Here is a 23630-nt window from a genome sequence, read left to right on the forward strand (position 1 = left end):
GAGATGACCGAGCAGCTGCGTGGTCCCTGGCTCGCCACCGTGAGTGGCGCGCGCCTGCTGCTCATCGGCGCGAGTTGTGCGACCGGTGTCCTGGCGCCGACGCGAGCGACCCTCGCGACGACCGCGCCGGTCGGTGCCGCGCCGGTCTGGTGGGTACTCGCGGCCGCAGTGGTGGCGGTCCATCTGTGGCACGTGTTCGGTGCGCAGCGCGAGCGACACGATCACCGGGCGTCGTTCGCGCTGTTGGCCGCGCTCGTCTTCCTGCCGATGCTCTGGGCTCCGGCGGCGTGGGGAATCAGTCAGGTGTTCTTCGTCGCCTCGGCGGCCCTGCTGTTCCGGGGCACGGTGCGCGGCGTGCTCGTTCTGACGCCGGTCGCCGCTACCGCGCTCGGTGCCCTGCTCGACGCGCGCGTGGTGGACGCCGTCGAGGTCGTCGTCGTGTTCCCGGTGCTCGCGGGTTGTCTCGTCGGCGTGGTCCACCTGGTCCGCGCGGTGCGCCGACTCGACCGCGCCCGTGCCGACCTCGCGACGCGGGCCGCCGCACGTGAACGGTTGCGGGTCTCCCGCGATCTGCATGATCTGCTGGGGCAGAGCCTTTCGGCCGTTTCCCTCAAGGGCGATCTGGCTGCCGCGCTGCTGCCGGACGATCCGGGTGCGGCCCGCGCGGAGATCGACGCTCTCGGCGAGCTGGCTCGCGCGACGCTGCGGGCGATGGGAGCGATCACCAAGGGAGAGCACACCCTCTCGCTGCGGACGGAATTGGACAGTGCCGCAGCGCTCTTGGATGCCGCCGGGATCGAGGTCCGTTGTGCCGTCGACCTGCCGACGCTGGATCCGGACGTGGACAATGTGTTCGCGTCGGTGATCCGCGAGGGCGCCACGAATGTGCTGCGCCACAGCGATGCTCGCGTCTGCTCCATCGTCGCCGGTCGTGGTGGCGGTGTGTGCTATCTGGAGATCGTCAACGACGGAGCGCGCCGCGAGTCCGCCGCCGGCAACGGGCTGACCGGGCTAGAGCAGCGGGCACGCGGGGTGTCCGGTACCGTGTCGGCGCGGCTCGGCACTGCGGGACGGTTTCACCTGCGAGTGGAAATACCTTGGGGGACAACTTGATTAGGCTTCTGATCGCAGAGGACATGCACCTGATCCGCGGCGCGCTGGTCGCACTGCTGTCCCGGGAACCCGACCTGGACATCGTCGCCGAACTCGACCGCGGTGACCTCGTCATCGACGAGATCCTGCGCACTCGGCCCGATGTGGCGCTACTGGATATCGATATGCCCGGCCTGGACGGGCTCGCTGTCGCCGAACTCGTCCGTGAGCGCCTGCCCGAATGCCAGGTGCTGATCCTGACCGGTCTGAGCCGACCCGGCTACCTGCTACGGGCCCTGCGGGCGCAGGTGCGCGGGTTCGTCGTGAAGGACGCACCCGCGCAGACGCTCGCCGCCGCCGTCCGGCGGGTGGTCGCCGGGGAGCGGGTCATCGATCCCGATCTGGTCGCCGCGGCCCTGGAAACCGGGGCCAGTCCCCTGACACCGCGCGAGGCCGATGTCCTGCGCGCGGCCGAAACCGGGATCAGCACCGCCGAGATCGCGGCGACGCTGTTCCTCTCGCCCGCGACGGTCCGCAACTACCTGTCCAATGCCATCACCAAGGTCGGCGGGCGGAACCGGATCGACGCGCTGCGGATCGCCCGCACCGCGGGCTGGCTGTGACCGCTCAGTCCGCCGCGGCGACGATCACGGCGGTCACCTCGTCGGGATGCGACACCTGCACCGCGTGCGACGAATTCACCTCCCGGACCTGTGCTTTCGCGCGTTCGGCCTGAAATCGCTGTGACGCGGGCGGCAGCGCCCGGTCCTCGGTGGACAGCACATACCACGACGGCACCGAGGTCCACAGCGGCTCGCCGCTGGGCTCGGCCTGCGCCGCGGCCGCCGTGGAACGCTGTCGCGCCGCCAGTTTCGACGCGATCTCGGCGCTCACATCCTGGGCGAACACCTCGCCGTACTGTTCGGCGGCCAGGGTCGCTTCCGCGCCCGTCTCGGTGGGCCGGATCCGCAACGCGGGGCCCAGCCGGCTGCCCGGATACTTCGCCGGATCCGAGAGCTGCTGTACTGCTTCACCTTCGGCCGGTGCGAAGCCCGCCACGAAAACCACGGCCGACACGTCCGCCCGCCGCATATTGCTGATCACGGCCCCGCCGTAGGAATGCCCGACCAGCACCACCGGGCCACGGACATCAGCGATCGCGGCCGTCACCGCGTCGGCGTCGGACCGGAGGCCGCGCAGCGGATTGTCCACCTGCACAACGGGATATCCACGCTCGCGCAGCTGCCCGGCCACCGCGTCCCAGCTGGAACTGTCGGAGAACGACCCGTGCACCAGCACGATCGTCGGCTCCGCCGGGGCCGGATCCTCGCTACAACCGGCAGTCAGCGCGGTGCTTACCGCCAGCACCGCCACCACATTCCACGTCCGCACAGCATCCCTTTCGTCGAGCCGGTCGATTACTCCATCGACCCTCGCAGCCGGGCAGACCTGCCTCCAGATGCCGATGTCTCGGCTCGACGATGGCAAATGTCATGCCCGCGTTCAGGGTTCGAGATCGGTGACCGGTCGTCCGGTGGCCATATCGAGGGGGACCGAGACCTGGTCGTGGACGATGCGCCACGTGTCGTCGGTCAGCCGCAGGCCGTAGGTGACCCGCACCCACATGCCCGTGGTCGGTGTGCCGTCGGCGAGTGTGCCGCTCAGGCGCCCGAAGCCGTGGCCGAAGGCGATATCCGCGCCCACGGTGAGCGCCAGATTGCGCACCTCGTAGTCGATGGTCTCGAAGAAGGCGAACGCCCGCTTCCAGTTCTCCAGCTTCGCCGCGATCCCGACGTGCTGCAACGGCGGCTCCACGTCGAAGGAGATCACGTCCGGGCTGTAGGCCCGCTCGACCGCCGCGAGGTCCTTGGCGCGCAGGCCCGCGACCAGGTCGTCGATCACTGTGCGAATGGCGATGTCGTTCATGCTGTGTCCTCAGGCTTCTACGAGTGCGGTTCGGGTGCGCAGCGGCGCGAGGGCACCGCTCCAGGCAACGACCTGGTCGAGCGTGGTCTGCAAGGCGGCGGCGTGATGCGCGCCGGGCGTGAAGGTGGTGTAGTTCTCGAAATCGGTCAGCACCGAGATCGCGACCTGGTAGCTCACGTCGGCCATCCCGAGAGTGCTGCACACGGTGCGCAGGTGGGCCACGGCGCGGCTGCCGCCGCCCGCCCCGTAGGAGACGAATCCGACCGCCTTGTCGGACCATTCGGTGAAGAGGTGATCGATGGCGTTCTTCAGGACCCCGGGCGGCCCTCCGTTGTATTCCGGCGTCACGAAGACGAAGCCGTCGAACGGGGCGATCCGGGCCGCCCACTCCCGGGTGTGCGCGTTGACCGACGGGCCGTGCATGGGCGCCACCGCCTCGTCGAGGTGCGGAAGTGGATGATCGCGCAGGTCGATCAGCTCGAATTCGGCGTCGTCGCGACCCGATGCCTGCTCGAGCACCCACTGGGCGACCTGCGGGCCGTTGCGCTGGGGCCGGGTGCTGCCGAGAATGATGCCGATCTTGATCATGGGGCGAACTCCTGCTCTGCTGAAATCGTTGACCACCTTCCGACGACGCGGCCGCGCGGAATGTCAGGCCAGACGATTCGGGTCGCTGTTTCGTCGGACTCGACAGGAGCAACGACAGGAGCCGATATGACCGACCCGCGACTCGGCGCGGTGATCAGCGAACGCCGCCAGCTGATCAATCTCGCCTACCGGCTGCTCGGCTCGCTGGCCGAAGCCGAGGACGTGGTGCAGGAGACCTACGCCCGGTGGTACGCGCTCTCGGAGCGGCAACGCCGCGAGATCGAGCGGCCCGGCGCCTGGCTGAATCGTGTCGCCGGGCGCATCTGCCTGGATCTGCTGGGTTCGGCCCGAGCCCGGCGGGAACAGTATGTGGGCGAATGGATTCCGGAGCCGGTGCCCGCGCACGCCGAATTGTCCGGCGCCCCGGTCGATCCCGCCGATCGGGTCACCTTGGACGAGTCGATCGGCATGGCCTTCCTGGTCGTGCTCGATGCTATGACTCCGGCCGAGCGGGTGGCGTTCGTGCTGCACGATGTCTTCCGCTATCCGTTCGCGGAGGTGGCCGAGATCGTCGGCCGTACCCCGGCGGCCTGCCGCCAGCTCGCCTCCAGCGCGCGCCGCCGCATCGATTCCGCGCCCTGCCCGACCGGCGCCGAGCGCGGCGAGGTGGTCCGTGATTTCAAAAAGGCTTGGGAGGCAAGCGATATCGAAGCGCTGGTCGGCCTGCTCGATCCGACGGCGATCGCGACCGCGGACAGCGGCGGCCTGGTCCCGGCCTTCCGGGAGCCGATCACCGGCGCCGCGAGTATCGCGCACGCCTGGGGTGAGATCGCCGCCCGCGGCCCCAGGGTGACGTTGCTGGAGCGCACCGTGAACGGTCAGCCCGGACTGGTCGCGCAGCTCGGCGACACCATTGTGTCGGTCTACGCGTTCGATATCGCCGAGGGGCGGATCACCCGGATCTGGGTGATCCGCAACCCCGAGAAGCTGCGGCACTGGGCCGGTGCCGCGCAGTGACTCACCTCGGTCGCTACTCGACTACTTCGCCCAGGTCGAGCACGTGCTCGACGGTGCGTGACGCGGGTCACGGCAGTGGATCTGTCAGGAAATCGTGGGCTGTCTCGTTCAAGGGGTACGCGAACCAGACAGGAGCCAACCATGCATCGCATCGTCATCCTCGGAGCCGGCTACGCCGGGACGTTCTCCGCCGGATTCCTGGCCCGGCAACTGCACGCCGAGGACTTCGAGATCACCGTCGTCAATGCCGAACCGGATTTCGTGGAGCGACTGCGGCTGCATCAGCTCGCCGCGGGGCAGGACCTGCGCCGGGTACCGCTCGCGAAGATATTCGCGGGCACCGGAATTCGGTTGCGGGAGGCGCGGGTGACCGCCGTCGACGTCGAGGACCGCACCGTCACGATCACCGATGGGTCCGCCACGGACCGGCTCGGCTACGATACCCTGCTCTACTCCCTCGGCAGTACCGTTGCCGCCCATGACATTCCGGGCGTCGCGGAGCATACGTACCATGTGGCCGCGCGTCCCGCGGCGCTACGGCTGCGCGCGAAATTGAACGCCCTGAACGGAAACGGGAAGATCGTGGTGGTCGGCGGTAACCTGACCGCGATCGAGGCCGCCACCGAGATCGCCGAAGCACACCCGGGATTGCGGGTCGACCTGATCACCAGCGGCGAGGTCGGCGGCTGGCTGGGCGCGAAGGCGCGCGGGCACCTGCTGGCCGCGTTCGAACGGTTCGGTATCACGATCCACGAAGGCGCGACCGTCGAACATGTCGAGGGCACAGGCGTTTTCGTCGCGGACGGAACCTTCCACCCGGCCGACGCCACGGTGTGGGCCGCGGGCTTCGCCGTCCATCCGATCGCCGCCGCCAGCGGTCTCGCGGTGGAACCCAGCGGCCAGATCACCGTCGACCGTGAGATGCGATCGATCTCGCACCCCGACGTCTACGTCGCCGGTGACAGCGTCTTCACCCTCGCCGAGAGCGGCCTGCCGCTGCCGATGTCGTGCGCGTCGGCGGGATTCACGGCCATGCAGGCGACCGCCGCGATCATCGGCGACCTGACCGGGCGCGAGGTCGGGCGCACGTCGCTGGGATATTTCGGAAACCACATCAGCCTCGGTCGCCGGGACGCCATCTTCCAGGCGGTCGACGGCGCGGCCCGGGCGAAGTCGTGGGTGCTGCGGGGCCGGCCGGCCGCACGGTTCAAGTCCACGATCCTGGATCTGTCGGTGTGGAGCCTGAGCCATCCCACCTTCGGTAAGCCGCGGCGACACTACCGGGCGGCTGTCGGTGTGCGCGCACACGATGTGATCGCTGGATAAAGTCGTGCTCATGGACACTGTCGCCGTAGCGCGTTTCGAGGCCAGCCGCGACCGGCTGGCCTCGCTCGCCTACCGGCTGCTCGGCTCGGCCGCCGATGCCGAGGACACGGTGCAGGACGCGTTCCTGCGCTGGCAGTCCGCCGACCGCGACTACGTCGAGGTGCCCGAGGCATGGCTGACCAAGACCGTCACCAATCTGGCGATCGACCGGCTCCGCTCGGCGGCGGTGCGGCGTGAGCGCGCGGTCGGCGCCTGGATGCCCGAGCCGCTACTGGACGGCGATCCGATGCTCGGCCCCGCCGACACCGTCGAGCAGCGCGAGTCGGTGACGCTGGCGGTGCTGACCCTGATGGAACGGCTGACGCCGGTCGAACGCGCCGTTTACGTACTGCGCGAAGCCTTTTCGTACTCGCACGCCGAGATCGCCGAGATCCTCGACATCACCGAGTCCGGTAGCCAGCAGCACGCCCACCGCGCCCGGCGTCGAATCTCGGCCGCCCGCACCAGTGTCGACATCGATGCGGCCGCCGCCCGGCGCATCGTGGCTGCATTCCTCGACGCCGCCGCCTCCGGCCGCACCGAGCGCCTGATCGCCCTGCTGACCGACGACGCGACCGGCGTGTCCGATGGTGCGCTCGGCACCGCCACGAAGCTGATCCGGTACGGGAACCCGCGCCAGCTCGCTATCGCCATGCGCGCCGGGTTCACGCCCACGGCTGCCAAACGCAAGCGTGTCGGCGGCTCCCCGTCGGTGCATTCGGCGCTGGTCAACGGCTGTCCCGCGATCGTGTTGACGCTCGAGGACCGGGTCCTCGGTGTCGCGGTCCTGGAGGTCCGCGACGGTCGGATCGCGGTCCTGCGCAGCGTCAGCGCGCCGCGCCGCATTACCCGGTTCGCCGATCGCTGGCGGCGGCAGCGGCCACCTGTCCCGCTCATCGACGCCTGGTGAAGCCGCCGGTGGATTCGCGGGGCGAGCGGCCTCGGCAGCGAGCGCGCCATGCAGCGACCACGGAATGGGCCGCCGGGGGATCGTCGTTCACCGGTGTCGCAGTTCCCTGATCAAGACATCGAAGGTCGGCGCATCTGGCCAGCTGGGCAGCAGGCTTCCGGACCGGTGCCATCCCCATCGCAAATAGGTCTGGTAGGCCCGCGTGTTGGTGGGGCGGACAAGCAGTGTCGCGCGTTGCTCAGGGCGGCCGTCGAGCAGTTCAGAGTGCAGCGCGCGTGCAACGCCCTTACCGGTGTCTGCCGACCGAACCATGATCTCGCTCAGCGCGAATGTGCGCGCACCGTCCTCTTCGGTGAACTCGGCTGGGTCGCCGTCATCGAGCGAGAGTCCTCCCCACCAGGCTGTGCTCTTCTGTAGCGGCCACCCCCAGGTCTGACCGCAGGGCTTTCCGTCGATGACAGCCACAACCAATTCGAAGCCGTCGCCGCGGTCGGGATCTGTGTACGCGTCGAACCGGTGCATGAATGCGTCAGGGGTTTCGAACTCGTCACCTGATTCGATTGCATCGATGTAGGAGGCTCGATAGATGTCTTCGACGGTGCGGCGCTGCTCTCGTGCCTGCGCGGCTGTGTAGTGGTGAAATTCGATTGCTGGGCGGCCCGGAAGGTCATCTGAATTCATACCTGGACTGTCCTTTTCAGCAGCTTGTCGAAGCGCGCGGAGAAGTTCTCCGGATGGTCGACTGCCGCGTCTCGAACTGGTTGGAGCAGCCGCAGTGTGCGAGTAGAGGACACTGCCCCTTCGAGATCATCGAGCACCAGTAGGCCGACAGCGACAGCGCCGTTGAGGTCGCCGACACGAGCGAGGGCCGCACACCAGCCAGCCCGATAATTGGCGGCATTACGAGCCCCCGCGTGCTCCACCGCGAGCCCAGCGGACAAGTCTGCGGACTTCTTGAACTGTCCGAGATCGCCGAATCCCCGGGCCTCCTGGCAACGAACCTCGGTGGCACTGACGAAGTGCATCCATGGTGGGCATTCGCCTGTCGGCTCGTGTTCCAGTGCGAAATCCAGCTCACGCCACGCTGTCGCGATTGCGCGGGCGAATGCCGCTCCATCGCCGATCACCGCCTGCGCCTGCGCTTCACGGGTGGCGATTAAGGCATGGATGCGGCCGGGCGGTCGCCCGCTGGTGAGATCACGGGCGCGGGAGACGAGATTGAGTGCACGATGAGGGTTGGCTTTGGGTTCGCCAGTTCGGCTGAGGTGGATCGTGAGGTGCGCGAGATTGAGACAGGTGTGCACCGTCAGTTCGGGGTCGCCCGCTTGATCGGCCATAGAGAACGCCTCGTTGTAGCACCAGCGGGCGAGATCAGGTTGTTCGGCATCATGGGCCAACCAGCCCACGATGGTCGCCAAATTCCCAGCTGCGGAAAGGTACTCACGGCCTGCGCGATCATCGAACGTCGCCGTGTCGATCTGCGCCTTCGCGAACTCGAGCAGGCTTATCCCCTCGTGGACGAGAGCCGCGCCGCCGATGGCCTGCTCACTGCGTTCAAGGCTGGAAACGCGCTCGGCCAGCCGCCGTGCGTCTTGAAGGCCGACGCGGCTGATACTCGAGCTGGATGCGAGGAGGGCGGCACCCACCGCAAATCCGAATTGTCGCCGCTTCACCTCGTCTCCTTCCGCCACCTCGACCGGCGCGACTGTTGGCACCGATGGTGTGCCGATCTCATCCAGGGCAGCCCGGAATCGTGCTTGCTGGTCGTCCGTCAGCTGCGCCAGAACAGTGTCCAGTGCCTCCGCGGATTCGGCCATGACCGGGCGCTGCTCGGTTGCGCGTTCCCACTTTCGAACGGTTGATTCAAAAACCCCGATCTTCTGCGCAAAAGGCTCCCGCCTCATCCGCAAAGCAACCTCGCGCAGGGCCAACACCTTGGCACCCGTCCACCTGGTGACGATCATGGCCGCCCCTGTCCGTGTCCGCAACGCACCGTGTCAGAAGCGTATCGAAAGTGTGCGAGTTCGACTCTGGGAACGAACCTCTCGGTTGGCAATCATCGAAGATGCGCCTGGACCGAAACCTTTCCTTCTCCTGACAGGTCGGAGGGAGTTATGTCGGGGGCACCAGGCGCACTCGCAAACCGACTCGCGACCAGGGGGCCACGATTGTCCACGCTCGTCACAACTGCCGAATTCGTAGCCGAGTACCGGCGCCTGCGCGCGTGCGGACTGCCAGTCGTCATCTCCGGGCAGCGACGACTCACCGTGATCATCGGCGGCGAGCTCCGAGCCTTCATCATGCCGGAGCGCTGGGCCGACCAGACCCGAGAAGTTCTGGGCCGGTACGGAATCGGAGCACCGATGTTCTGGCAGCCGGGTCGTCGCGTCGCCGTCCTCGCCGGTCGTCATCACGAAGCCGATGACAGCTTCGAAATCAACGCGCTGCTCCGGCTGACGGACTCGGTTCTGGTGGCCCCGGGGCGGGTCTTGACGCTGCCGACGCCCGGCGACTCGAGTTGTGGGTGGGAGGTGCCCGTGCGGGACACCTACCGGCCGTCGAGCTGGTCGGTCATGGCCGCACTACGCACGTGCGCCGAGCAGGAGCGTGCCCGATGATCACCGGTGACGTTCTCTGCGAGGAGGACCAAGACATCCGCCGCCTTCGAGTGATCTGCGATCTACCGGTCGACATCGACGCAGCCGGCCGCTTCGTCATCACGGTCGACCAGTCGATACGAGGGGTCACTACACCGCGAGACCTCGGCGAGGAGATCCGCGAGGTATTGAAGGCGCGGGGCGAGCTCGGCCCGGTGATGTGGCACCGCTCGCAGCGATACACATTCCTCACGCGGAGGTCCCCGGATGCGGAGGCGAGCATCTTCTACCGGCGCGCGTTACGGCGTACCGGTTCGGCATTGATTCCCCTCGGAGGCGTGCTCGCGCTCCCGTCGCTGAACGTCGGTGCGCGAGATACGCAGATCCGGAAATGGATACACCCGCCACGCAACCGATTTCGCCCCGATACAGCGACCGTCCTTGCCGCGATCACTGAGTGCGAGCTGGGGGTGCCGAGGTTATGACGTTGCAGCCCAACGCGATCGGTTTCCTGAACACCGCGATCTCTGGTGTCCACCTCGAAGCCGACCAGGAAGCGATACGTGAACTCGCGCGTGTGCAAGGGTTCGACTTCTGCGGGTTCATTATCCACGAGCCTGGCCGTACTCCAGTCGGCGAAGCCGGGAGACAACTGCGGAAGCTCCGCGCCGACCTCGATGCTCAGGCGATCTACGTTCCGAGCCTCGGCCATCTCGTTGCCGAATTGGTGCCGGGCGAATTCCAGGCCGAGTATGTCCGTGCCATGAATTCGACGGAGCCGGAAGACGACTCGTCGATTGTGAGCAACCGTTCGTCGGAGCAGCGAAAAGTAGACGCTGTCATCAGGCAATGGAAAGTCAACCGCTCAGCAGGCCAGAGCATCTCGAACCACACGAAAGACACATAGGCAGGCAGACGAGCGGTGGTCGACTGTGAACCCATCGCCTACGTTCGCGGGCACGCTCTGTGTCTGGGTGTTGGTGTACCTTCTGATCCTGTATCCGCCGCAGCGGATACCGAAACACAAGAGCGTGAACGGCCTTCGCGAACGAATCGAAACCGGAAGCGGCAGAACGGGAGGCAATGGCATGGGTGAGATTCGGAAGATGACGCAAGCGGAGTTGGCGCGGCAGGAAGCCGACCAGCACGTACCGGAATTCCTCGAATGGCTCGAACCTGAGCGCATGGATGTGCAGCTTCGGAAGTTCCTGACCGACACGATCCCCGATATGCCCGAGAACCCTTACAGCGCTGACGGTTTGATCCAGGCGGAAGCGGTGGCACTGGAGTTGATGCCGGACGAGGATGCGCCGCTTCCCGCCCCCGATGTCACCGATCAGTTCATCCGGTTCCTCGGCGAGACATTCCGCCGCAACTTCGGCGGCTCCTGGATGAACATTCCGAACTGGGACAACAACGAAACACTCGGGCCGGTAGTACGGCAAGACTTCGCGAACGTCTATCGCGACCCACTGCAATGGCTTGTCGTAGCCAGCTCCCGGCGCACCGGAACCGTATGGTCCACGATATTCGAGTTCGCCGTCGAGGATCACGAGAAGTGGGTTGCGGCCGGTCGGCCGCCGCTGCGCTAGTAGACAAGCCCTTCGAGCTTCGCGCACGCGATCGTCGCAGGGTCAATGAATCTCACCGAATTGCTTTGGGGGCAAGCCATGCCATCCTACGACGACAATACAGAAGGCTATTCCGGCGGCCGAGGCGGACGGCAACCGTTCGATATCGGCAATGCGTTCCGCGATGGACGCGCCGAGATCATGGGTCGCACCGAAGCAGACGGATGGAAGAAGGAGGTGACGGTACGACTTCCCAATGGAGAAATGCGGAAGCTCGACAATGCGAGATTCAGACACGGTCGAATAGATAAATCGGTCGAAAACAAGGTAGCCAAACGCATCAAACCGTCCCGGGAACTCTTCGACCAGATCCGTAAAGACGTTGAGCTGGCGAAGAACTTCGGTATCGAATCGAAGTGGGAGATGTCAGGAAAGATACCGAAAAGCGTCGCCGATGCACTCGAACGGGCGAACAAGGAATCGCGCGGAATGGTCGAGCTCGTCAGAGTCGGCCGTGCCGAGCGTAATGCGGCCTTCCAGCGCGCTCATGAACTCGCACGCACCAAGGAGAAGGAACAGAAGGAGGCTTTGGCTCGCTTTCTGGACAGGTTGCGGCTGAATCGCGAGCGCAGGGACCGGGCCAAGGAGCGAGAGCGAGCAGAGCGGGAAGCCCACGGTGAGCAGCGCGCCCGAGGGGCACCCTCTCCTGCCGAGGTCGCGCGTGTCCGGCATGAAGCCGCTTTGCAGGCCGTGCATGAAATGCGGGGCCAGTTGGATCGCGCTCTCGGCAACCAGAATTCGCCTGCTCATGAGCAGCCCGAGCCCAAGCAGCAGGTGTGCGCGCAAAGCGCGGTTCCGGCGCAGGAGCTTGCCCGGCAGTGGGCCGACGAGCAGCGCAGGCAGTGGGCGCAGCGTGGGGCTCCGCAGGCGCAGGAGCGACCTGCGCCGATGCCGGGTGTGGATTTCGCAGCGCCCCCGCACGACCCCAACAGTCACGATGCTCAGCGCGACCAGGAGGCACACACCCGCGCCGTCCGCGAGGGCCGGGACCGCGACGAGCGCGACCGGCAGCGCGGGCTCGGCCGCGAGCTTTCGTAAGGTCACCAGTCGTCAGATCAGAATGACCGACGACGCGGTCCTGCGCAGCGTCAGCGCGCCGCGCAGCATTACCCGGTTCGCCGAGCGCTGGCGGCGGCAGCGGCCACCTGTCCCGCTCATCGACGCCTGGTGAGGCCGCCGGTGGATTCGCGGGTGTGCCGCCGAGGGACCTGGGTATGTCGTCACTGTGCACTGCACCGCGCGTTCGCGAGCAGGCCGATCCGGCAACGACGACGGATTCGCCTCCACCGGTAAGGGCAGCGGCCTCGGCAGCGAGCGCGCCAGGGGGAAACCGATGCGAAGGAGGACCCGGCTCATGGGATTTCCCGAACAGCAGCAACCGACCCCCGGTATCCAATCGCAGATGACTCCGGTACCGGACTGTGGCGAGCACAGCTATCAGGGCTCGGGCAAACTCGCGGGCAAGGCGACGGTGATCACCGGCGCTGACAGCGGGATCGGCCGGGCCGTGGCGATCGCGTTCGCACGCGAGGGCGCCGACGTACTGATCTCCTATCTCGACGAGGACGAGGATGCCAAGGAGGTCGCGGCGCTGGTGGAACAGGCCGGTCGCCGCGCCGTGCTGATGGCAGGCGACCTCGCCGACGCCCGGCACTGCCGGGCAGTGGTGGAGCGGGCCGTCCGAGAGTTCGACCGGATCGACGTGCTGGTCAGCAACGCGGCCTACCAGATGACACACGAGACGCTGGAAGAGATCAGCGAGGACGAGTTCGACCGCACCTTCAAGATCAACGTCAGCGCGTACTTCAGCCTGGTCAAGGCAGCCCTGCCGCATATGGCCCCGGGTTCGTCGATCATCGGCAGCTCGTCGGTCAATTCCGATATGCCCTCGCCGACCCTCGCGCCCTACGCGGCCACCAAGGCGGCGATCGCGAACCTCTCGGCGAGCCTGGCACAGCTGCTTGGCGAGCGCGGAATCCGCGTGAACAGCGTCGCGCCGGGACCGATCTGGACTCCGCTCATTCCGTCGACGATGCCAGTGGAGAAGGTCACGCACTTCGGTGACGACGTCCCGCTCGGCCGCGCGGGACAACCGGCCGAGCTCGCGGCGGCCTACGTGCTGCTCGCCTCCGACGACGGCAGCTACATCTCCGGCGCCCGCCTCGCTGTCACCGGCGGCCGTCCGATTCTGTGACCGAGGAGCGACCATGACCGAACAGGTGGCCGATCATGTCCTGCGGCGGCTTCGCGAATGGGGCGTAGGACAGGTCTTCGGATACCCGGGCGACGGGATCAACGGATTGATCGCCGCGTTCGGGCGCGCCGCGGACTCACCCGCGTTCATCCAGGCCAGACACGAGGAGATGGCCGCGTTCCAGGCGACCGGCTACGCCAAGTTCAGCGGCGAGGTCGGCGCCTGCGTGGCCACCTCCGGGCCGGGCGCGATTCATCTGCTCAACGGCCTCTACGACGCGAAACTCGACCATGTTCCGGTGGTGGCGCTGGTCGGGCAGACCGCGCGCAGCGCCGTCGGAGGCAGTTACCAGCAGGAAGTGGATCTGCCGACGCTGTTCAAGGACGTGGCGTCGGACTATCTGGTGCAGGTCGATGTCTCCCAGCAGCTGCCCAACGCACTCGACCGCGCCTTCCGCACCGCTCGGGCGCGGCGGGCTCCCACCGCCGTCATCATTCCCGCGGATCTCCAGGAGGAGCCCTATCGGCCGCCGGGCCACGCCTTCAAAGAGGTGCCCTCAAGTCCGCCCGTACGGACCGAGGGACCACGAGTAATACCGCCGCACAGCGAAATTCGGCGTGCGGCCGAGGTGCTCAACGCCGGACAGCGGGTAGCGATACTGATCGGGCAGGGTGCGCGCTCGGCGCGCGAGCGAGTCGTCGAGTTGGCCGAGGCGACCGGAGCGGGTGTCGCGAAAGCGCTGCTCGGCAAGGATGTGCTGGCCGACGATCTGCCCTTCGTCACCGGTCCGATCGGCCTGCTCGGCAGCCGCCCCAGCTATGAGCTGATGCGCGACTGCGACACCCTGCTGATCATCGGATCGAACTTTCCCTACTCCCAGTTCCTGCCCGAGTTCGATCAGGCGCGCGCGGTGCAGATCGATATCGACGGCGCCATGATCGGCATGCGGTACCCGATCGAGGTCCCGCTGGTCGGTGACGCGAATTCGACACTGGCCGAACTGCTTCCGCTCATCGAACCCAAGACGGATCGGTCCTGGCGGGAGACGATCGAGGCGGGCAACGCACGCTGGTGGGACACCGTCGAACGACAGGCGATGCTGGCCGCCGACCCCGTCAACCCGATGCGGGTGGTGTGGGAACTGTCGCAGCGAATCCCCGGCGATGCCATGGTTACCGCCGATTCCGGCTCCTCGACCAACTGGTACGCCCGCTGCCTGCGCTTCCACGATCGCATGCGCGGTTCCCTGTCGGGCACCTTGGCGACCATGGGCTGCGCGGTGCCGTACGCCATCGGCGCCAAGTTCGCCCATCCGGACCGGCCCGCGGTCGCGCTGGTCGGCGACGGCGCGATGCAGATGAACGGTCTCGCCGAACTGCTGACCGTCGCGCGCTACTACCCACGCTGGACCGATCCGCGCCTGGTGGTCTGTGTGTTCCACAACAATGACCTGAACCAGGTGACCTGGGAGCTGCGAGCCATGGGCGGCGCCCCGAAATTCGAGGAGTCACAGACACTTCCGGACATCTCCTACGCCGAGGTCGCGCGTAGCGCCGGGCTGGAGGCGATCACCGTCGACGACCCGGACCGGCTCGGGGCCGCATGGGATCGCGCGCTGCGCGCCGACCGGCCGGTCCTGATCGATGTCCGCTGCGATCCCGAGGTGCCGCCGATCCCGCCGCATACCTCCTGGGAACAGATGAAGGACACTGCGGCGGCGGTGCTGCGCGGTGATCCCGGCGCCTGGCATCTGCTCGCGCAGGGCGCCAAGACCAAAGCCCAGGAATTCCTGCCGACCCGATGAGGAGGACGCGATGACCGTTCCGACCGCGATCGCACTGGTGTGCACGCTGAAGCCGTCACCCGCGGCATCCAGCAGCGAGACCATCGCCCGCCAGGTGCTGGCCGAACTCGCCGGCCACGACGTCAAGGGTGACCTGATCCGCGTGGCGGACTACGACATCAGGCCCGGGGTGAGCACCGACGAGGGCGACGGTGATCAGTGGCCGCTGCTGCGGGAACGCATCCTGGCCGCCGACATCCTCGTGCTCGCCACCCCGATCTGGCTGGGGCATCCGTCCTCGCTGACGCAGCGCGTGCTCGAACGGCTCGACGCCGAACTGTCCGAGACCGACGATCGGAATCGGCCGAGTATGGTCGGCAAGGTCGGTGTCGTCGCGGTGGTCGGCAATGAGGACGGCGCGCACAAGGTGGTCGCGGACGTGTTCCAGGGCTTGAACGATATCGGTTTCACCATCGCGGCCCAGGGCTGCACCTATTGGAACGGCGAGGCCATGGGCAGCGTCGACTACCAGGATCTGGATGCCGTGCCGGAGGCGGTCGCGCGCACCACCGCGGCGCTGGCGCGCAACGCGGCGCATATGGCGCGCCGAGTGCTGGCCGAACCGTATCCGGCCTATCCGTAGCGGAGATATTCCGGGCGGTATCGGGTATCAGCGGGATATGACCACGATCATCGAGCCACGAGCACTACCCGCGCCGCGCGGCGAGCTGTCCGAGGCGATCGTGCGGTTGCTGGCCGGTGCTTCCGTGACGGTCCCGCCTTCCGCCGCCGCCGACCCCTATGGCGAGGATCTGCATCTGGCGCTGCACACCTGCTACGAACTGCACTATCAGGGCTTCGACACGGTCGACGACGCCTGGGAGTGGGACCCGGAACTGCTGCGGGTCCGGGCCGATCTGGAGCGCATATTTCTCGACGCGTTGCGCGCCGAAGCGGCGGGCGGCATCGATATCGAGACCGAGCTGGGACAGTTGCTGGTCGAGCCGCCCGAGCCGGCCGGCGTCGCGGCCTACCTGGCCCGGGACGGTGAATGGTCGCAGCTGCGTGAGTATTTCGCGTTGCGCTCGATCTACCACCACAAGGAGGCCGACCCGTACGCCTGGGTGATTCCCCGCCTGCGCGGCCAGGCCAAGGCATCGCTGGTCGCCGTGGAATTCGACGAGTTCGGCGGTGGGCGTGGCGAGCGGGTGCACGCGCGACTGTTCGCGGACCTGCTGGCCGGGGCCGGGATGGACCCGGCGTATCTGCACTATCTCGATCGCGCGCCCGCGCCGATGCTGGCCGTGGTGAACATGATGTCACTGTTCGGGTTGCATCGTGCGCTGCGCGGGGCGTTGGTCGGCCACTTCGCCACCGTCGAGATCACGTCTCCACCTGGTGCGCGGCATATGGTCGAGGCATTGCGCCGCTTCGACGCCGACCCGGCGTGCGTGCTGTTCTATACCGAGCACATCGAGGCCGACGCCGTCCACGAACAGGTGATGCGGCGCGATGTCATCGGCGATCTGCTTGCGCGCCAACCCGATCTGACCGAGTCGGTGGTGTTCGGCATCCAGGCGACGAACCTGCTCGAGGAGCGTTTCGCCGAGCATGTACTCGGCTGCTGGCGTGCGGGACACTCCGCGCTGCGCGCTCACTCCTGAGGACGGGCACGACGTCGATGGCTGGTGTCGCAGAACGGAAAGTTCCGGCTGCGGCGACAACGGCACAGCGCCACCAGGAAACGATCCGAGGTGACGACGGTTCCGTCTTCGCCGACGATCTCGACCGGCCCTTCGACCAGCGCGGGACCGCCGGGCACCAGGGTGATCCGGCGTCGATCGCGACGAGGCGGGGATTCGTGGGTCATCGATTGCGGGATACCGCGATCGAGTGTGCCCAAACGTTGCCGGTTTCGATCATGAGACAGCGGGAATGTCGGCAGCACCGACCGATGACCGGCTGCGAGGAGCAGACATGATCATCTCTCACCCGCCCGCCGTCACCCGGGAGCGTGGCCCGGCTGCCCACTATCTGCTGCGGTGTCCCGGCGTGTACCGCCCCCAGCACGACACCTGGCTCTTGGCGCACGCACTTGCCCGAACGGACCTCGCGCCGCGGCCCGAGGTGCTCGACATCGGCACCGGCACCGGCGCGGTCGCCATCGCGGCGGCCCGGATCGGCGCGGCCGCGGTGACCGCCGTCGACGTCTCGCGCGCCGCGCTGGCCTCGGCCTGGCTGAACAGCCGGCTGCGCCGGATCCCGATCGAGTTCGTGCACGGTGATTTCGCGTCCGCCCTGCGTGGCCGCCGCTTCGACCTGGTGCTGGCGAATCCGCCCTATGTGCCCTGCCCGGCGACCGAGCGGTCGTCGCGGGCCTGCCGGACGTGGAACGGCGGCCCGGACGGCCGTGTCGTACTGGACGAACTGTGTGCGGCACTGCCGCGACTGCTGGCCCCGGGCGGTGTCGGGCTCCTCGTACAGTCCGCGCTCGCCGGTTCGGCGGCCACGCTGGATCTGCTGGCCCAGCACGGATTCGAGGCGCGGGTGGTGGCGTGCGCGCGCGTGCCGTTCGGGCCGGTTTTGCGGCGGCACGCAGGCTGGCTGGAGCACACCGGCCGGATCCGCCCCGGTGAACGCCACGAGGACCTGATCGTGATCCGTGCGAATCGCGCCACCGATTGAATACGGGATTGCTGGGTATGCGCCCACTATGGAACTGATCGTGATCATCGGGATCGTGATCCTCGTCGGCGCGGTGATCCTCTACCGCCGTGTGACCGGGCAGCGTCCCGACAGCCCCGAATCTCCCGGAAACGACGGGCAGTAGCGGCGGGCGCCGAACAGGCCGAAGCCCTACTGGCGCACCGGCTTCGCCGAGTGAGCGACCGCACCTACTCGTTCGGGACCTGGTGCCGTTGCTCCGGCGGGACCAGGTAATCCCGCAGATCGTCGACCTTCGCTTCGATCCGTTCGACGTTCTCCGCCTCCACACGGAAGATCCAATGCTTGGCCCCCAGCAGCAGGATCGCCTGGAACACCAGCTGTAACCATTCGCTCTGCCAGTTCTCGAACGTGCTGGCCAGGAAGTCCGGCCAGTACCCCGACCATTCGAACGGCAGCCCGTGATCGCGCTGTGCGTTCCGATACTCGACGAGCTGGGTCACGAACTGCGCCGCCCACGACCCTGCGAACAAGAGAATCAGCAGGTACACCGCGCCCCATCGCCTGAAGTGAGTCATAGCCAGCGAATACCCAGCGTCTCTCTGGCAAATCAGCACGCGGCGGCAGCTTTCAATCAATGATTGAAACAATGATTGACGCATGGTTCACTGAGCGGCATGGCTGAGCGAACGACCGCGCCCGCGGAGACCCGGCAGCGGCTGCTGGCCGCGGCGGAGCGCCTGTTGCTGACCGAGCGATACGAGGACGTATCGGTGCGCGCGATCTGCGCGGCCGCCGGTGCGAATCCCGCTGCGGTGCACTATCACTTCGGCTCGAAGGACGCGCTGGTATCCGCGCTGCTCGAAGCCCGGCTCGGCCCGCTGTGGGCCGAGCGGCTCTCGACGGTGACCGCCGCCGGCGGTTCGGTACCCGAGATCGTCGACGCCGTGCTCGCGCCGTTCGCGGACCTGGCCGCCGACCCGCTCGGGCGTCTGCATCTGCGACTGCTGGCGCATTTCGTGCTGGGCCGGCACATGACCGGCTGGCAGCAGCCGTGGTTCCGGCTCGGGTCCTGGTCCGGGCTGCTGCCCGGGATCGGCGACGACGAAAGCCGCCGTCGCTGGATGCTGGCCTTCGACCTGATCATCATCCGATTCGGTGGCGCGGATGCCGAACCGTCCCCGGCCGCGGTGGCGGCGCTGCGGGACTTCGTGATCGCCGGACTGACCGCACCGTCGGGAGGCGCACGATGACCGAGATCTTCGCACCCGCGCGACTGGGCCCGATCACCTTGCGCAATCGGGTGATCAAGGCGGCGACCTTCGAGGGCCGCACCCCCGATGCCCTGGTCACCGACGACCTGATCGCCTTCCACCGCGAGGTGGCGGCGGGCGGCGTCGGCATGACCACGGTGGCCTACTGCGCGGTCGCGCCGGGCGGCCGCACCGACCGGCATCAGATCTGGATGCGGCCCGAAGCCGTTCCCGGGCTGCGTGAGCTCACCGATGCCGTGCACGCGGAGGGCGCGGCGGCCAGCGCACAGCTCGGACACGCGGGTCCGGTGGCCAACGCGGCCTCCAATCGCCTGCCGGCGCTGGCCCCGAGCCGGATGTTCAGTCCGCTCGGCATGCGACCCATGCGGGTGCCGAGGATCGACGAGATCGCGGAAGTGATTGCCGCGCACGCGAATGCAGCCCGATTGGCCGAGCAGTCGGGATTCGACGCGGTCGAAATCCATTTCGGCCACAACTATCTGACGAGTTCTTTTCTGAGCCCGCTGCTCAACCGGCGCAAGGACCGCTACGGCGGCTCGCCGGAGAACCGCGCTCGACTGGCCCGCGAGATCGCACTCGCCGTGCGCGAGGCCGTGGGCGATCGGCTGGCCGTAATCGCGAAACTCAATATGGAGGACGGCATTCGCGGCGGGCTGACCGTTCCGGAATCATTGCGCGTGGCCGCCTGGCTGGAGTCCGACGGCGCGCTGGATGCGCTGGAACTGACCGCGGGCAGCTCCCTGCTGAACCCGATGCTGCTGTTCCACGGCGCCGCACCGCGCCGCGAGTTCGCCAAAGTCCTGCCCACCCCCGCACGCCTGGGCTTCCGCCTGATGGGCCGCCTGTTCCTGAAGGAATATCCCTATCAGGAGGCTTATCTGCTGGAACGCGCCCAGCAGTTCCGCCGCGAGCTGACCATGCCCCTGATCCTGCTCGGCGGAATCACCAACCTGGACACCATGAACCGAGCCCTGGCCGAAGGTTTCGACTTCGTAGCCATGGGCCGCGCCCTCCTGCGCGAACCGAACCTGCTGCGCCGCATCGAATCCGACTCCGCCACCCGCTCGGCCTGCGTCCACTGCAACGAATGCATGCCCACCATCTACACCGGCACCCGCTGCGTCTACCGCCTCGCGACGCCCACCACCTGAAACGATCACGGCGTCCGCCACATCGGGAAGATCCTCGGACCGCCCGGCAGGCCGAGCGGGTCACCATGGTCCCGAAATCCTATGCGCTGATACAGGATTCGGTTGGACCTCGACGACGCCTCGCGGTAGGCGGGCGGCTCGGCCCGGTCCAGTCCTCGGCGCTTACCACCCGCGTCGCCGCCATTCGGTCAGGTGCGGGCGTTGCCGGCCGAGGGTTGTGGTCGGTCCGTGGCCGGGGACGATGACGGTCGGGTCGGGGAAGCGGGCGAACAGGCGCTGCTCGACGGCGTCGAGCAAGGTGTGGAAGTTGGCAGTATCGCCCCAGGTGGTGCCGACGCCGCCGGGAAACAGCGCGTCGCCGGTGAACAGGATCGCGGGACGATCCGCGGCGGCCTCGAGCGCCAGCACGATGGAGCCGGGGGTGTGCCCGCCGACGTGGATCACCTCGAGTCGGCAGGCGCCGAAGGAGACGATGTCTCCGTGCTCGACCGGTCGGGTGCCGACCTCGAGATCGGGCAGGTCGCCGGGGTGGGCCAGGTGGTGGCAGCCGGTCGCGGTGACGAGTTCGGACGCCGCCCCGATATGGTCCCAATCGCTGTGCGTGGTGACCAGGATGTCGAGACGGCCGCCGAGCGCCGCGCGGAGCCGGTCGGGCTCGGCGGCGGCGTCGATCAGCAGCTGGGCTCCGGTGCCGCGGCAACGCAGCAGGCAGGCATTGGTGCGCAGCGGCCCGACCGGAACGATCTCCACCTCGGCCCGCGGGTGCGAAAATCGTTTCGCCCGAGGGTCGTTCGGCCGGTCGCGAATGTGGATGAATTCCAGCGTCCGATAGCAGCCGAGGCTGAACTCGTCCTGTAGTCGGAAATGATGGCGTTGAGCCGCCGCGAGGATGCCGGCGCGGGTGGCGGGATGTCCGGGCGGCCGCCGCAGGGCGAAGCGCAGGTGCATCAGATCCTGGTCGGGGCTGCCGGTTTCGGACAGCACGTGGGCGAGCACGAGCGTGCCGCCCGGTTTGATCAGCCGTGCCGCTGTCCGCCACAACTGATCGGGCTCGGTGAGGAAGTGGTAGCCGCCGACGATCATCGCACCGTCGAATCCGGCGGCGGGCAAACCGAGCAGCGGTCGATCCAGATCGGCGCACAGGATGCTGATATGCGGTTGATCAGCGGTCCGGTTCGCGGCGAGCCGGGCGAAATCCGGGCTGACGTCCACCCCGACCAGCCGGGTCTGCGGATCGGCGGCGAGCGCGTCGGCGAGTTCGAGCAGACCGTGGCCGAGCCCGCAGGCCAGGTCGAGCAGGTGCGGTCCGCTGCGTGCGAGCCGCCGTGCGGCACGCAGGCGCGAGTATCGGTAGTAGGGCGCTTGCAGCGCCAGTTCCCACAGCGGCAGGTTGGCTTCGCTGAATCCGGCGCCGGTCGCGCCGTCGCCGTGCAACAGTTCCCGGGCCAGTCCGGCGAAGTTGTCGAAATCCGGATAGCGGACGAGCTCATCGCAGCCGATGGCGGCGCGCAACAGGGCCCGGTCGGGTTCGAATGCCGGTGTGCGGTCGGCGGATACGTACCGGCCCCGGTCGTCGAGGCGCAGTGCGTTCCAGTGCAGCATGGCGGCCAGGAACAGTTCGGCCGCCTCGGCACGCTCGTGCAGGGCGTGGGTCGCGAGGAATTCCTCGGCGGTGAACGGTTCGGGGGCGCCGAGTAATCCGGCCTCGAACGCACCCCGGCTGACCTGGTCGTAGCAGGCATTGCGGAATTCCTGGAGCGCGCGGTCCATGGCCGCCAGGTCCGTGGCGAGCATGTCATCGCAGCGCATCGAATTCCGCCTTCCGTTTCACCAGTAGTTCGGCCGCCCCGGTCACTTCCGCGGCGCTGATCAAGGGGCTGACCGGGTAGAACTTCAGCGCCGAGACGGGCGCGCCGCAGGCTCCGGTCCGATAGTTCGCGCAATAGGAATAGACGACGCCCGGCAATCCGGCTTGCATTCGCGTCTGGTTGTCCCAGTCGAAAAATGCTGTCACGTAGTCGTTTCCACGCCGAACGCGCTCAGAGTCGGTGTCTTGCAACGGATTGAGCTCGCGTGGGGTTCCAGGAGGTAACGGGCGCAGCGAGGTCTGATAGCCGAGTGCGTCGGGGTTGAGAACCAGCCAGTCGGAGCTCGCGCCGAACGACTGCCGCAGTCGCGCCGCGGCCGCGACCAGCACCGTGAGCACGTCGACGAATCCGGCGGAGCCGAGGGTGTGCAGCGCTGCCAGCGCGGCAATCGCCTTGCCCGCCTCCCGCGCGGTCTCGAGGGTATAACCGAGATTGGTTACCCGGTCCCGCTCCGGTCCGACCACTGACACTTCCAGATCACCGCCGAGCCGTTCGAGATCCGCGGCGTCGTTGAAGACCACACAGCTGGAGTCCAGGGATACGCAGCCCGGGCCCTTGTGGAAATCCACGCCCCACGAATCTGCATGCCGCACAGCGGCGATCCGGCGGTACTGCTCGGTCAGTCGCGCGGTGATCGCCGGATCCGCGGCGGCGGCGCGGGCCGCGCCGCCGGGTGTGCCGACGAACAGCCACACCCAGCCGATGACCGCGTCGACGTGCAGATGTGGCCGGTACCCCAGCGCGTACTCGGTGACCAGGCGATCACGCAGCGCGGCGCAGCCCTCGATATCGTCGACGGCATGGTCCAGCGTGGTGCCGCCGTTGACCACGATCGCCGCGATCCGGCCACCGTCGTCCAGTACCGCGCGCAGCGCCGTTTCGGTCGCCGCGACGCAGCCGGGACCGTCCGGCACCACGCGGACCCGATCCGCGCCGATGCCCAGCCAGTCCGCCGCCCGCGCGACGCTGAAGTGCGCATTGGCCACGACCACGACCACCGCGTCGGCCGGGGTTCCGGTCCGGGCCGATTCGGGGGCGGCTTTGCGCAGGCCCGCCTTCATCCCGTACAGCACGGTCCCGGTGCCGCCGAAGGTGAACACCACGCGCAGCCGCTCGGCGTCGACCCGGGCGAGTTCGGCGAGAATTCGTCCCACCGCGGGCTCGGTGATCACCGCGTTCCCGCCCTGATCGTCATTGATCAGATTGATGTTCACCGCCGCCGACAACGCCGAGACCGCGGCCGGCACGACGCTCACCGCCGATCCGACATTGTGCTGCGCGTGCGGGCTGCGCCAGTTCACCGCACCGGCGAACAACCCGCTCGTCAGCTCGCGTAACAGCCGGTCCGGGTCCGGGTCCGGCTCCTGCGGCAGGCGCGCGAACCGGCGCAGCAAATCGGACCGGGCGACCGCGCCGAGCGGCCCGGGTACCCGGCCCGGCCCGTGCCCGTCGAGGACCGGTGCCAGCTCCGCCAATCCGGTATTCAGCAACGCCGCCAACCGGTCTCGCCCCCACCAGCGAGCGAAAACCGCCGACCGATCCGCACCCGCGAAGCTCACCGATCGTCCTC

At 67.7% G+C, this 23630-nt stretch carries 26 protein-coding genes; 17 read left to right on the top strand and 9 right to left on the bottom strand.

Annotated elements, in window-relative coordinates; translation table 11 throughout:
- Positions 1-3: 3 nt before the first annotated feature.
- Both ACFVMC_RS08700 and ACFVMC_RS08705 read left to right on the top strand, forming a co-directional pair.
- The gene (locus tag ACFVMC_RS08700; protein WP_379208276.1) at positions 4-1113 is read left to right on the top strand and encodes a sensor histidine kinase; all 1110 of its coding nucleotides are present in this window, start codon (positions 4-6) and stop codon (positions 1111-1113) included.
- Positions 1110-1715 carry a response regulator gene (locus tag ACFVMC_RS08705; RefSeq protein WP_379208278.1) on the top strand — a complete coding sequence of 202 codons (606 nt, stop codon included), beginning with the start codon at positions 1110-1112 and terminating at the stop codon, positions 1713-1715. Before ACFVMC_RS08700 ends, ACFVMC_RS08705 begins: the two co-directional genes overlap by 4 nt.
- A gap of 4 nt (positions 1716-1719) precedes the next feature.
- On the opposite strand, the gene ACFVMC_RS08710 is transcribed toward ACFVMC_RS08705, so the two are convergent.
- The 3 genes from ACFVMC_RS08710 to ACFVMC_RS08720 form a co-directional block, all read right to left on the bottom strand.
- Positions 1720-2484 carry an alpha/beta hydrolase gene (locus ACFVMC_RS08710; protein ID WP_379208280.1) on the bottom strand — a complete coding sequence of 255 codons (765 nt, stop codon included), beginning with the start codon at positions 2482-2484 and terminating at the stop codon, positions 1720-1722.
- A 111-nt stretch (positions 2485-2595) separates the two neighbouring features.
- Positions 2596-3018, bottom strand: a complete 423-nt coding sequence (locus ACFVMC_RS08715; protein WP_379208282.1) for a YybH family protein — start codon at positions 3016-3018, stop codon at positions 2596-2598.
- A gap of 9 nt (positions 3019-3027) precedes the next feature.
- Positions 3028-3606 (bottom strand): NADPH-dependent FMN reductase, encoded by a 579-nt coding sequence (locus ACFVMC_RS08720; protein ID WP_379208284.1) that lies wholly within the window; start codon positions 3604-3606, stop codon positions 3028-3030.
- A gap of 126 nt (positions 3607-3732) precedes the next feature.
- Between ACFVMC_RS08720 and sigJ the strand changes: the two genes are divergently transcribed.
- From sigJ to ACFVMC_RS08735, 3 genes are all read left to right on the top strand, one after another.
- A complete protein-coding gene (gene sigJ / locus ACFVMC_RS08725; RefSeq protein ID WP_379208285.1) occupies positions 3733-4623 on the top strand; it encodes an RNA polymerase sigma factor SigJ in 891 nt (296 codons plus the stop codon).
- Between the two features lie 141 nt (positions 4624-4764).
- Positions 4765-5949 (top strand): NAD(P)/FAD-dependent oxidoreductase, encoded by a 1185-nt coding sequence (locus ACFVMC_RS08730; RefSeq protein ID WP_379208286.1) that lies wholly within the window; start codon positions 4765-4767, stop codon positions 5947-5949.
- 10 nt (positions 5950-5959) lie between these two features.
- Positions 5960-6898, top strand: a complete 939-nt coding sequence (locus tag ACFVMC_RS08735) for a sigma-70 family RNA polymerase sigma factor (RefSeq protein WP_379208288.1) — start codon at positions 5960-5962, stop codon at positions 6896-6898.
- An 87-nt stretch (positions 6899-6985) separates the two neighbouring features.
- Here the strand turns inward: ACFVMC_RS08735 and ACFVMC_RS08740 are convergent, their stop codons facing one another.
- Together ACFVMC_RS08740 and ACFVMC_RS08745 are read right to left on the bottom strand one after the other, a co-directional pair.
- A complete protein-coding gene (locus ACFVMC_RS08740) occupies positions 6986-7579 on the bottom strand; it encodes a GNAT family N-acetyltransferase (protein WP_379208289.1) in 594 nt (197 codons plus the stop codon).
- Positions 7576-8862: a hypothetical protein gene (locus tag ACFVMC_RS08745; protein WP_379208291.1), complete on the bottom strand. Its 1287-nt coding sequence runs from the start codon at positions 8860-8862 to the stop codon at positions 7576-7578. The genes ACFVMC_RS08740 and ACFVMC_RS08745 overlap by 4 nt, the downstream gene beginning before the upstream one ends.
- A gap of 204 nt (positions 8863-9066) precedes the next feature.
- On the opposite strand from ACFVMC_RS08745, the gene ACFVMC_RS08750 reads away from it, so the two are divergent.
- The 9 genes from ACFVMC_RS08750 (at position 9067) to ACFVMC_RS08790 (ending at position 16767) form a co-directional block, all read left to right on the top strand.
- Positions 9067-9516 carry a hypothetical protein gene (locus ACFVMC_RS08750; RefSeq protein WP_379208292.1) on the top strand — a complete coding sequence of 150 codons (450 nt, stop codon included), beginning with the start codon at positions 9067-9069 and terminating at the stop codon, positions 9514-9516.
- Positions 9513-9980 (top strand): hypothetical protein, encoded by a 468-nt coding sequence (locus ACFVMC_RS08755; protein ID WP_379208294.1) that lies wholly within the window; start codon positions 9513-9515, stop codon positions 9978-9980. Before ACFVMC_RS08750 ends, ACFVMC_RS08755 begins: the two co-directional genes overlap by 4 nt.
- Positions 9977-10402, top strand: coding sequence for a hypothetical protein (locus ACFVMC_RS08760; RefSeq protein ID WP_379208295.1), 426 nt, complete (start codon positions 9977-9979; stop codon positions 10400-10402). Before ACFVMC_RS08755 ends, ACFVMC_RS08760 begins: the two co-directional genes overlap by 4 nt.
- Before the next feature lie 181 nt (positions 10403-10583).
- The gene (locus ACFVMC_RS08765) at positions 10584-11087 is read left to right on the top strand and encodes a hypothetical protein (RefSeq protein ID WP_379208297.1); all 504 of its coding nucleotides are present in this window, start codon (positions 10584-10586) and stop codon (positions 11085-11087) included.
- A gap of 45 nt (positions 11088-11132) precedes the next feature.
- Positions 11133-12164 (top strand): hypothetical protein, encoded by a 1032-nt coding sequence (locus ACFVMC_RS08770; protein WP_379208298.1) that lies wholly within the window; start codon positions 11133-11135, stop codon positions 12162-12164.
- A 316-nt stretch (positions 12165-12480) separates the two neighbouring features.
- Complete coding sequence (locus ACFVMC_RS08775) at positions 12481-13320, top strand: glucose 1-dehydrogenase (protein ID WP_379208300.1); 840 nt, start codon at positions 12481-12483, stop codon at positions 13318-13320.
- Between the two features lie 13 nt (positions 13321-13333).
- On the top strand, positions 13334-15124 hold the full coding sequence (locus ACFVMC_RS08780; protein ID WP_379208302.1) for a thiamine pyrophosphate-requiring protein: 1791 nt from the start codon (positions 13334-13336) through the stop codon (positions 15122-15124).
- A gap of 10 nt (positions 15125-15134) precedes the next feature.
- Positions 15135-15746, top strand: coding sequence for a flavodoxin family protein (locus ACFVMC_RS08785; RefSeq protein WP_379208303.1), 612 nt, complete (start codon positions 15135-15137; stop codon positions 15744-15746).
- A 37-nt stretch (positions 15747-15783) separates the two neighbouring features.
- Positions 15784-16767, top strand: a complete 984-nt coding sequence (locus tag ACFVMC_RS08790; RefSeq protein ID WP_379208305.1) for an iron-containing redox enzyme family protein — start codon at positions 15784-15786, stop codon at positions 16765-16767.
- On the opposite strand, the gene ACFVMC_RS08795 is transcribed toward ACFVMC_RS08790, so the two are convergent.
- Positions 16758-16973 carry a CDGSH iron-sulfur domain-containing protein gene (locus tag ACFVMC_RS08795; protein ID WP_379208307.1) on the bottom strand — a complete coding sequence of 72 codons (216 nt, stop codon included), beginning with the start codon at positions 16971-16973 and terminating at the stop codon, positions 16758-16760. The genes ACFVMC_RS08790 and ACFVMC_RS08795 overlap by 10 nt on opposite strands.
- A 107-nt stretch (positions 16974-17080) precedes the next feature.
- On the opposite strand from ACFVMC_RS08795, the gene ACFVMC_RS08800 reads away from it, so the two are divergent.
- Positions 17081-17788, top strand: a complete 708-nt coding sequence (locus ACFVMC_RS08800) for a HemK2/MTQ2 family protein methyltransferase (RefSeq protein ID WP_379208308.1) — start codon at positions 17081-17083, stop codon at positions 17786-17788.
- A 209-nt stretch (positions 17789-17997) separates the two neighbouring features.
- Here the strand turns inward: ACFVMC_RS08800 and ACFVMC_RS08805 are convergent, their stop codons facing one another.
- Positions 17998-18345 carry a DUF6766 family protein gene (locus ACFVMC_RS08805; RefSeq protein WP_379208310.1) on the bottom strand — a complete coding sequence of 116 codons (348 nt, stop codon included), beginning with the start codon at positions 18343-18345 and terminating at the stop codon, positions 17998-18000.
- Between the two features lie 99 nt (positions 18346-18444).
- On the opposite strand from ACFVMC_RS08805, the gene ACFVMC_RS08810 reads away from it, so the two are divergent.
- Positions 18445-19020, top strand: coding sequence for a TetR family transcriptional regulator (locus ACFVMC_RS08810; protein WP_379208311.1), 576 nt, complete (start codon positions 18445-18447; stop codon positions 19018-19020).
- A complete protein-coding gene (locus tag ACFVMC_RS08815) occupies positions 19017-20192 on the top strand; it encodes an NADH:flavin oxidoreductase (protein WP_379208313.1) in 1176 nt (391 codons plus the stop codon). The genes ACFVMC_RS08810 and ACFVMC_RS08815 overlap by 4 nt, the downstream gene beginning before the upstream one ends.
- A 162-nt stretch (positions 20193-20354) precedes the next feature.
- On the opposite strand, the gene ACFVMC_RS08820 is transcribed toward ACFVMC_RS08815, so the two are convergent.
- Together ACFVMC_RS08820 and ACFVMC_RS08825 are read right to left on the bottom strand one after the other, a co-directional pair.
- Positions 20355-22001, bottom strand: a complete 1647-nt coding sequence (locus ACFVMC_RS08820; protein ID WP_379208315.1) for an MBL fold metallo-hydrolase — start codon at positions 21999-22001, stop codon at positions 20355-20357.
- On the bottom strand, positions 21988-23619 hold the full coding sequence (locus ACFVMC_RS08825; protein ID WP_379208317.1) for a pyridoxal-dependent decarboxylase: 1632 nt from the start codon (positions 23617-23619) through the stop codon (positions 21988-21990). The genes ACFVMC_RS08820 and ACFVMC_RS08825 overlap by 14 nt, the downstream gene beginning before the upstream one ends.
- Positions 23620-23630 lie beyond the last annotated feature (11 nt).

It is taken from the genome of Nocardia sp. NPDC127579 (assembly GCF_042672005.1).
Taxonomy (GTDB): Bacteria; Actinomycetota; Actinomycetes; order Mycobacteriales; family Mycobacteriaceae; genus Nocardia.

Bases quoted from the DNA above. Each gene is read 5' to 3' on its own strand.
- ACFVMC_RS08745 (WP_379208291.1), bottom strand. From the start codon at position 8,862: ATGATCGTCACCAGGTGGACGGGTGCCAAGGTGTTGGCCCTGCGCGAG.
- ACFVMC_RS08770 (WP_379208298.1), top strand. From the start codon at position 11,133: ATGAATCTCACCGAATTGCTTTGGGGGCAAGCCATGCCATCCTACGAC.
- ACFVMC_RS08715 (WP_379208282.1), bottom strand. From the start codon at position 3,018: ATGAACGACATCGCCATTCGCACAGTGATCGACGACCTGGTCGCGGGC.
- ACFVMC_RS08700 (WP_379208276.1), top strand. From the start codon at position 4: ATGACCGAGCAGCTGCGTGGTCCCTGGCTCGCCACCGTGAGTGGCGCG.
- ACFVMC_RS08735 (WP_379208288.1), top strand. From the start codon at position 5,960: ATGGACACTGTCGCCGTAGCGCGTTTCGAGGCCAGCCGCGACCGGCTG.
- ACFVMC_RS08780 (WP_379208302.1), top strand. From the start codon at position 13,334: ATGACCGAACAGGTGGCCGATCATGTCCTGCGGCGGCTTCGCGAATGG.
- ACFVMC_RS08795 (WP_379208307.1), bottom strand. From the start codon at position 16,973: ATGACCCACGAATCCCCGCCTCGTCGCGATCGACGCCGGATCACCCTG.
- ACFVMC_RS08760 (WP_379208295.1), top strand. From the start codon at position 9,977: ATGACGTTGCAGCCCAACGCGATCGGTTTCCTGAACACCGCGATCTCT.
- ACFVMC_RS08720 (WP_379208284.1), bottom strand. From the start codon at position 3,606: ATGATCAAGATCGGCATCATTCTCGGCAGCACCCGGCCCCAGCGCAAC.
- ACFVMC_RS08820 (WP_379208315.1), bottom strand. From the start codon at position 22,001: ATGCGCTGCGATGACATGCTCGCCACGGACCTGGCGGCCATGGACCGC.
- ACFVMC_RS08755 (WP_379208294.1), top strand. From the start codon at position 9,513: ATGATCACCGGTGACGTTCTCTGCGAGGAGGACCAAGACATCCGCCGC.
- ACFVMC_RS08815 (WP_379208313.1), top strand. From the start codon at position 19,017: ATGACCGAGATCTTCGCACCCGCGCGACTGGGCCCGATCACCTTGCGC.
- ACFVMC_RS08740 (WP_379208289.1), bottom strand. From the start codon at position 7,579: ATGAATTCAGATGACCTTCCGGGCCGCCCAGCAATCGAATTTCACCAC.
- ACFVMC_RS08810 (WP_379208311.1), top strand. From the start codon at position 18,445: ATGGCTGAGCGAACGACCGCGCCCGCGGAGACCCGGCAGCGGCTGCTG.
- ACFVMC_RS08775 (WP_379208300.1), top strand. From the start codon at position 12,481: ATGGGATTTCCCGAACAGCAGCAACCGACCCCCGGTATCCAATCGCAG.
- ACFVMC_RS08730 (WP_379208286.1), top strand. From the start codon at position 4,765: ATGCATCGCATCGTCATCCTCGGAGCCGGCTACGCCGGGACGTTCTCC.
- ACFVMC_RS08785 (WP_379208303.1), top strand. From the start codon at position 15,135: ATGACCGTTCCGACCGCGATCGCACTGGTGTGCACGCTGAAGCCGTCA.
- ACFVMC_RS08790 (WP_379208305.1), top strand. From the start codon at position 15,784: ATGACCACGATCATCGAGCCACGAGCACTACCCGCGCCGCGCGGCGAG.
- ACFVMC_RS08805 (WP_379208310.1), bottom strand. From the start codon at position 18,345: ATGACTCACTTCAGGCGATGGGGCGCGGTGTACCTGCTGATTCTCTTG.
- ACFVMC_RS08800 (WP_379208308.1), top strand. From the start codon at position 17,081: ATGATCATCTCTCACCCGCCCGCCGTCACCCGGGAGCGTGGCCCGGCT.
- ACFVMC_RS08765 (WP_379208297.1), top strand. From the start codon at position 10,584: ATGGGTGAGATTCGGAAGATGACGCAAGCGGAGTTGGCGCGGCAGGAA.
- sigJ (WP_379208285.1), top strand. From the start codon at position 3,733: ATGACCGACCCGCGACTCGGCGCGGTGATCAGCGAACGCCGCCAGCTG.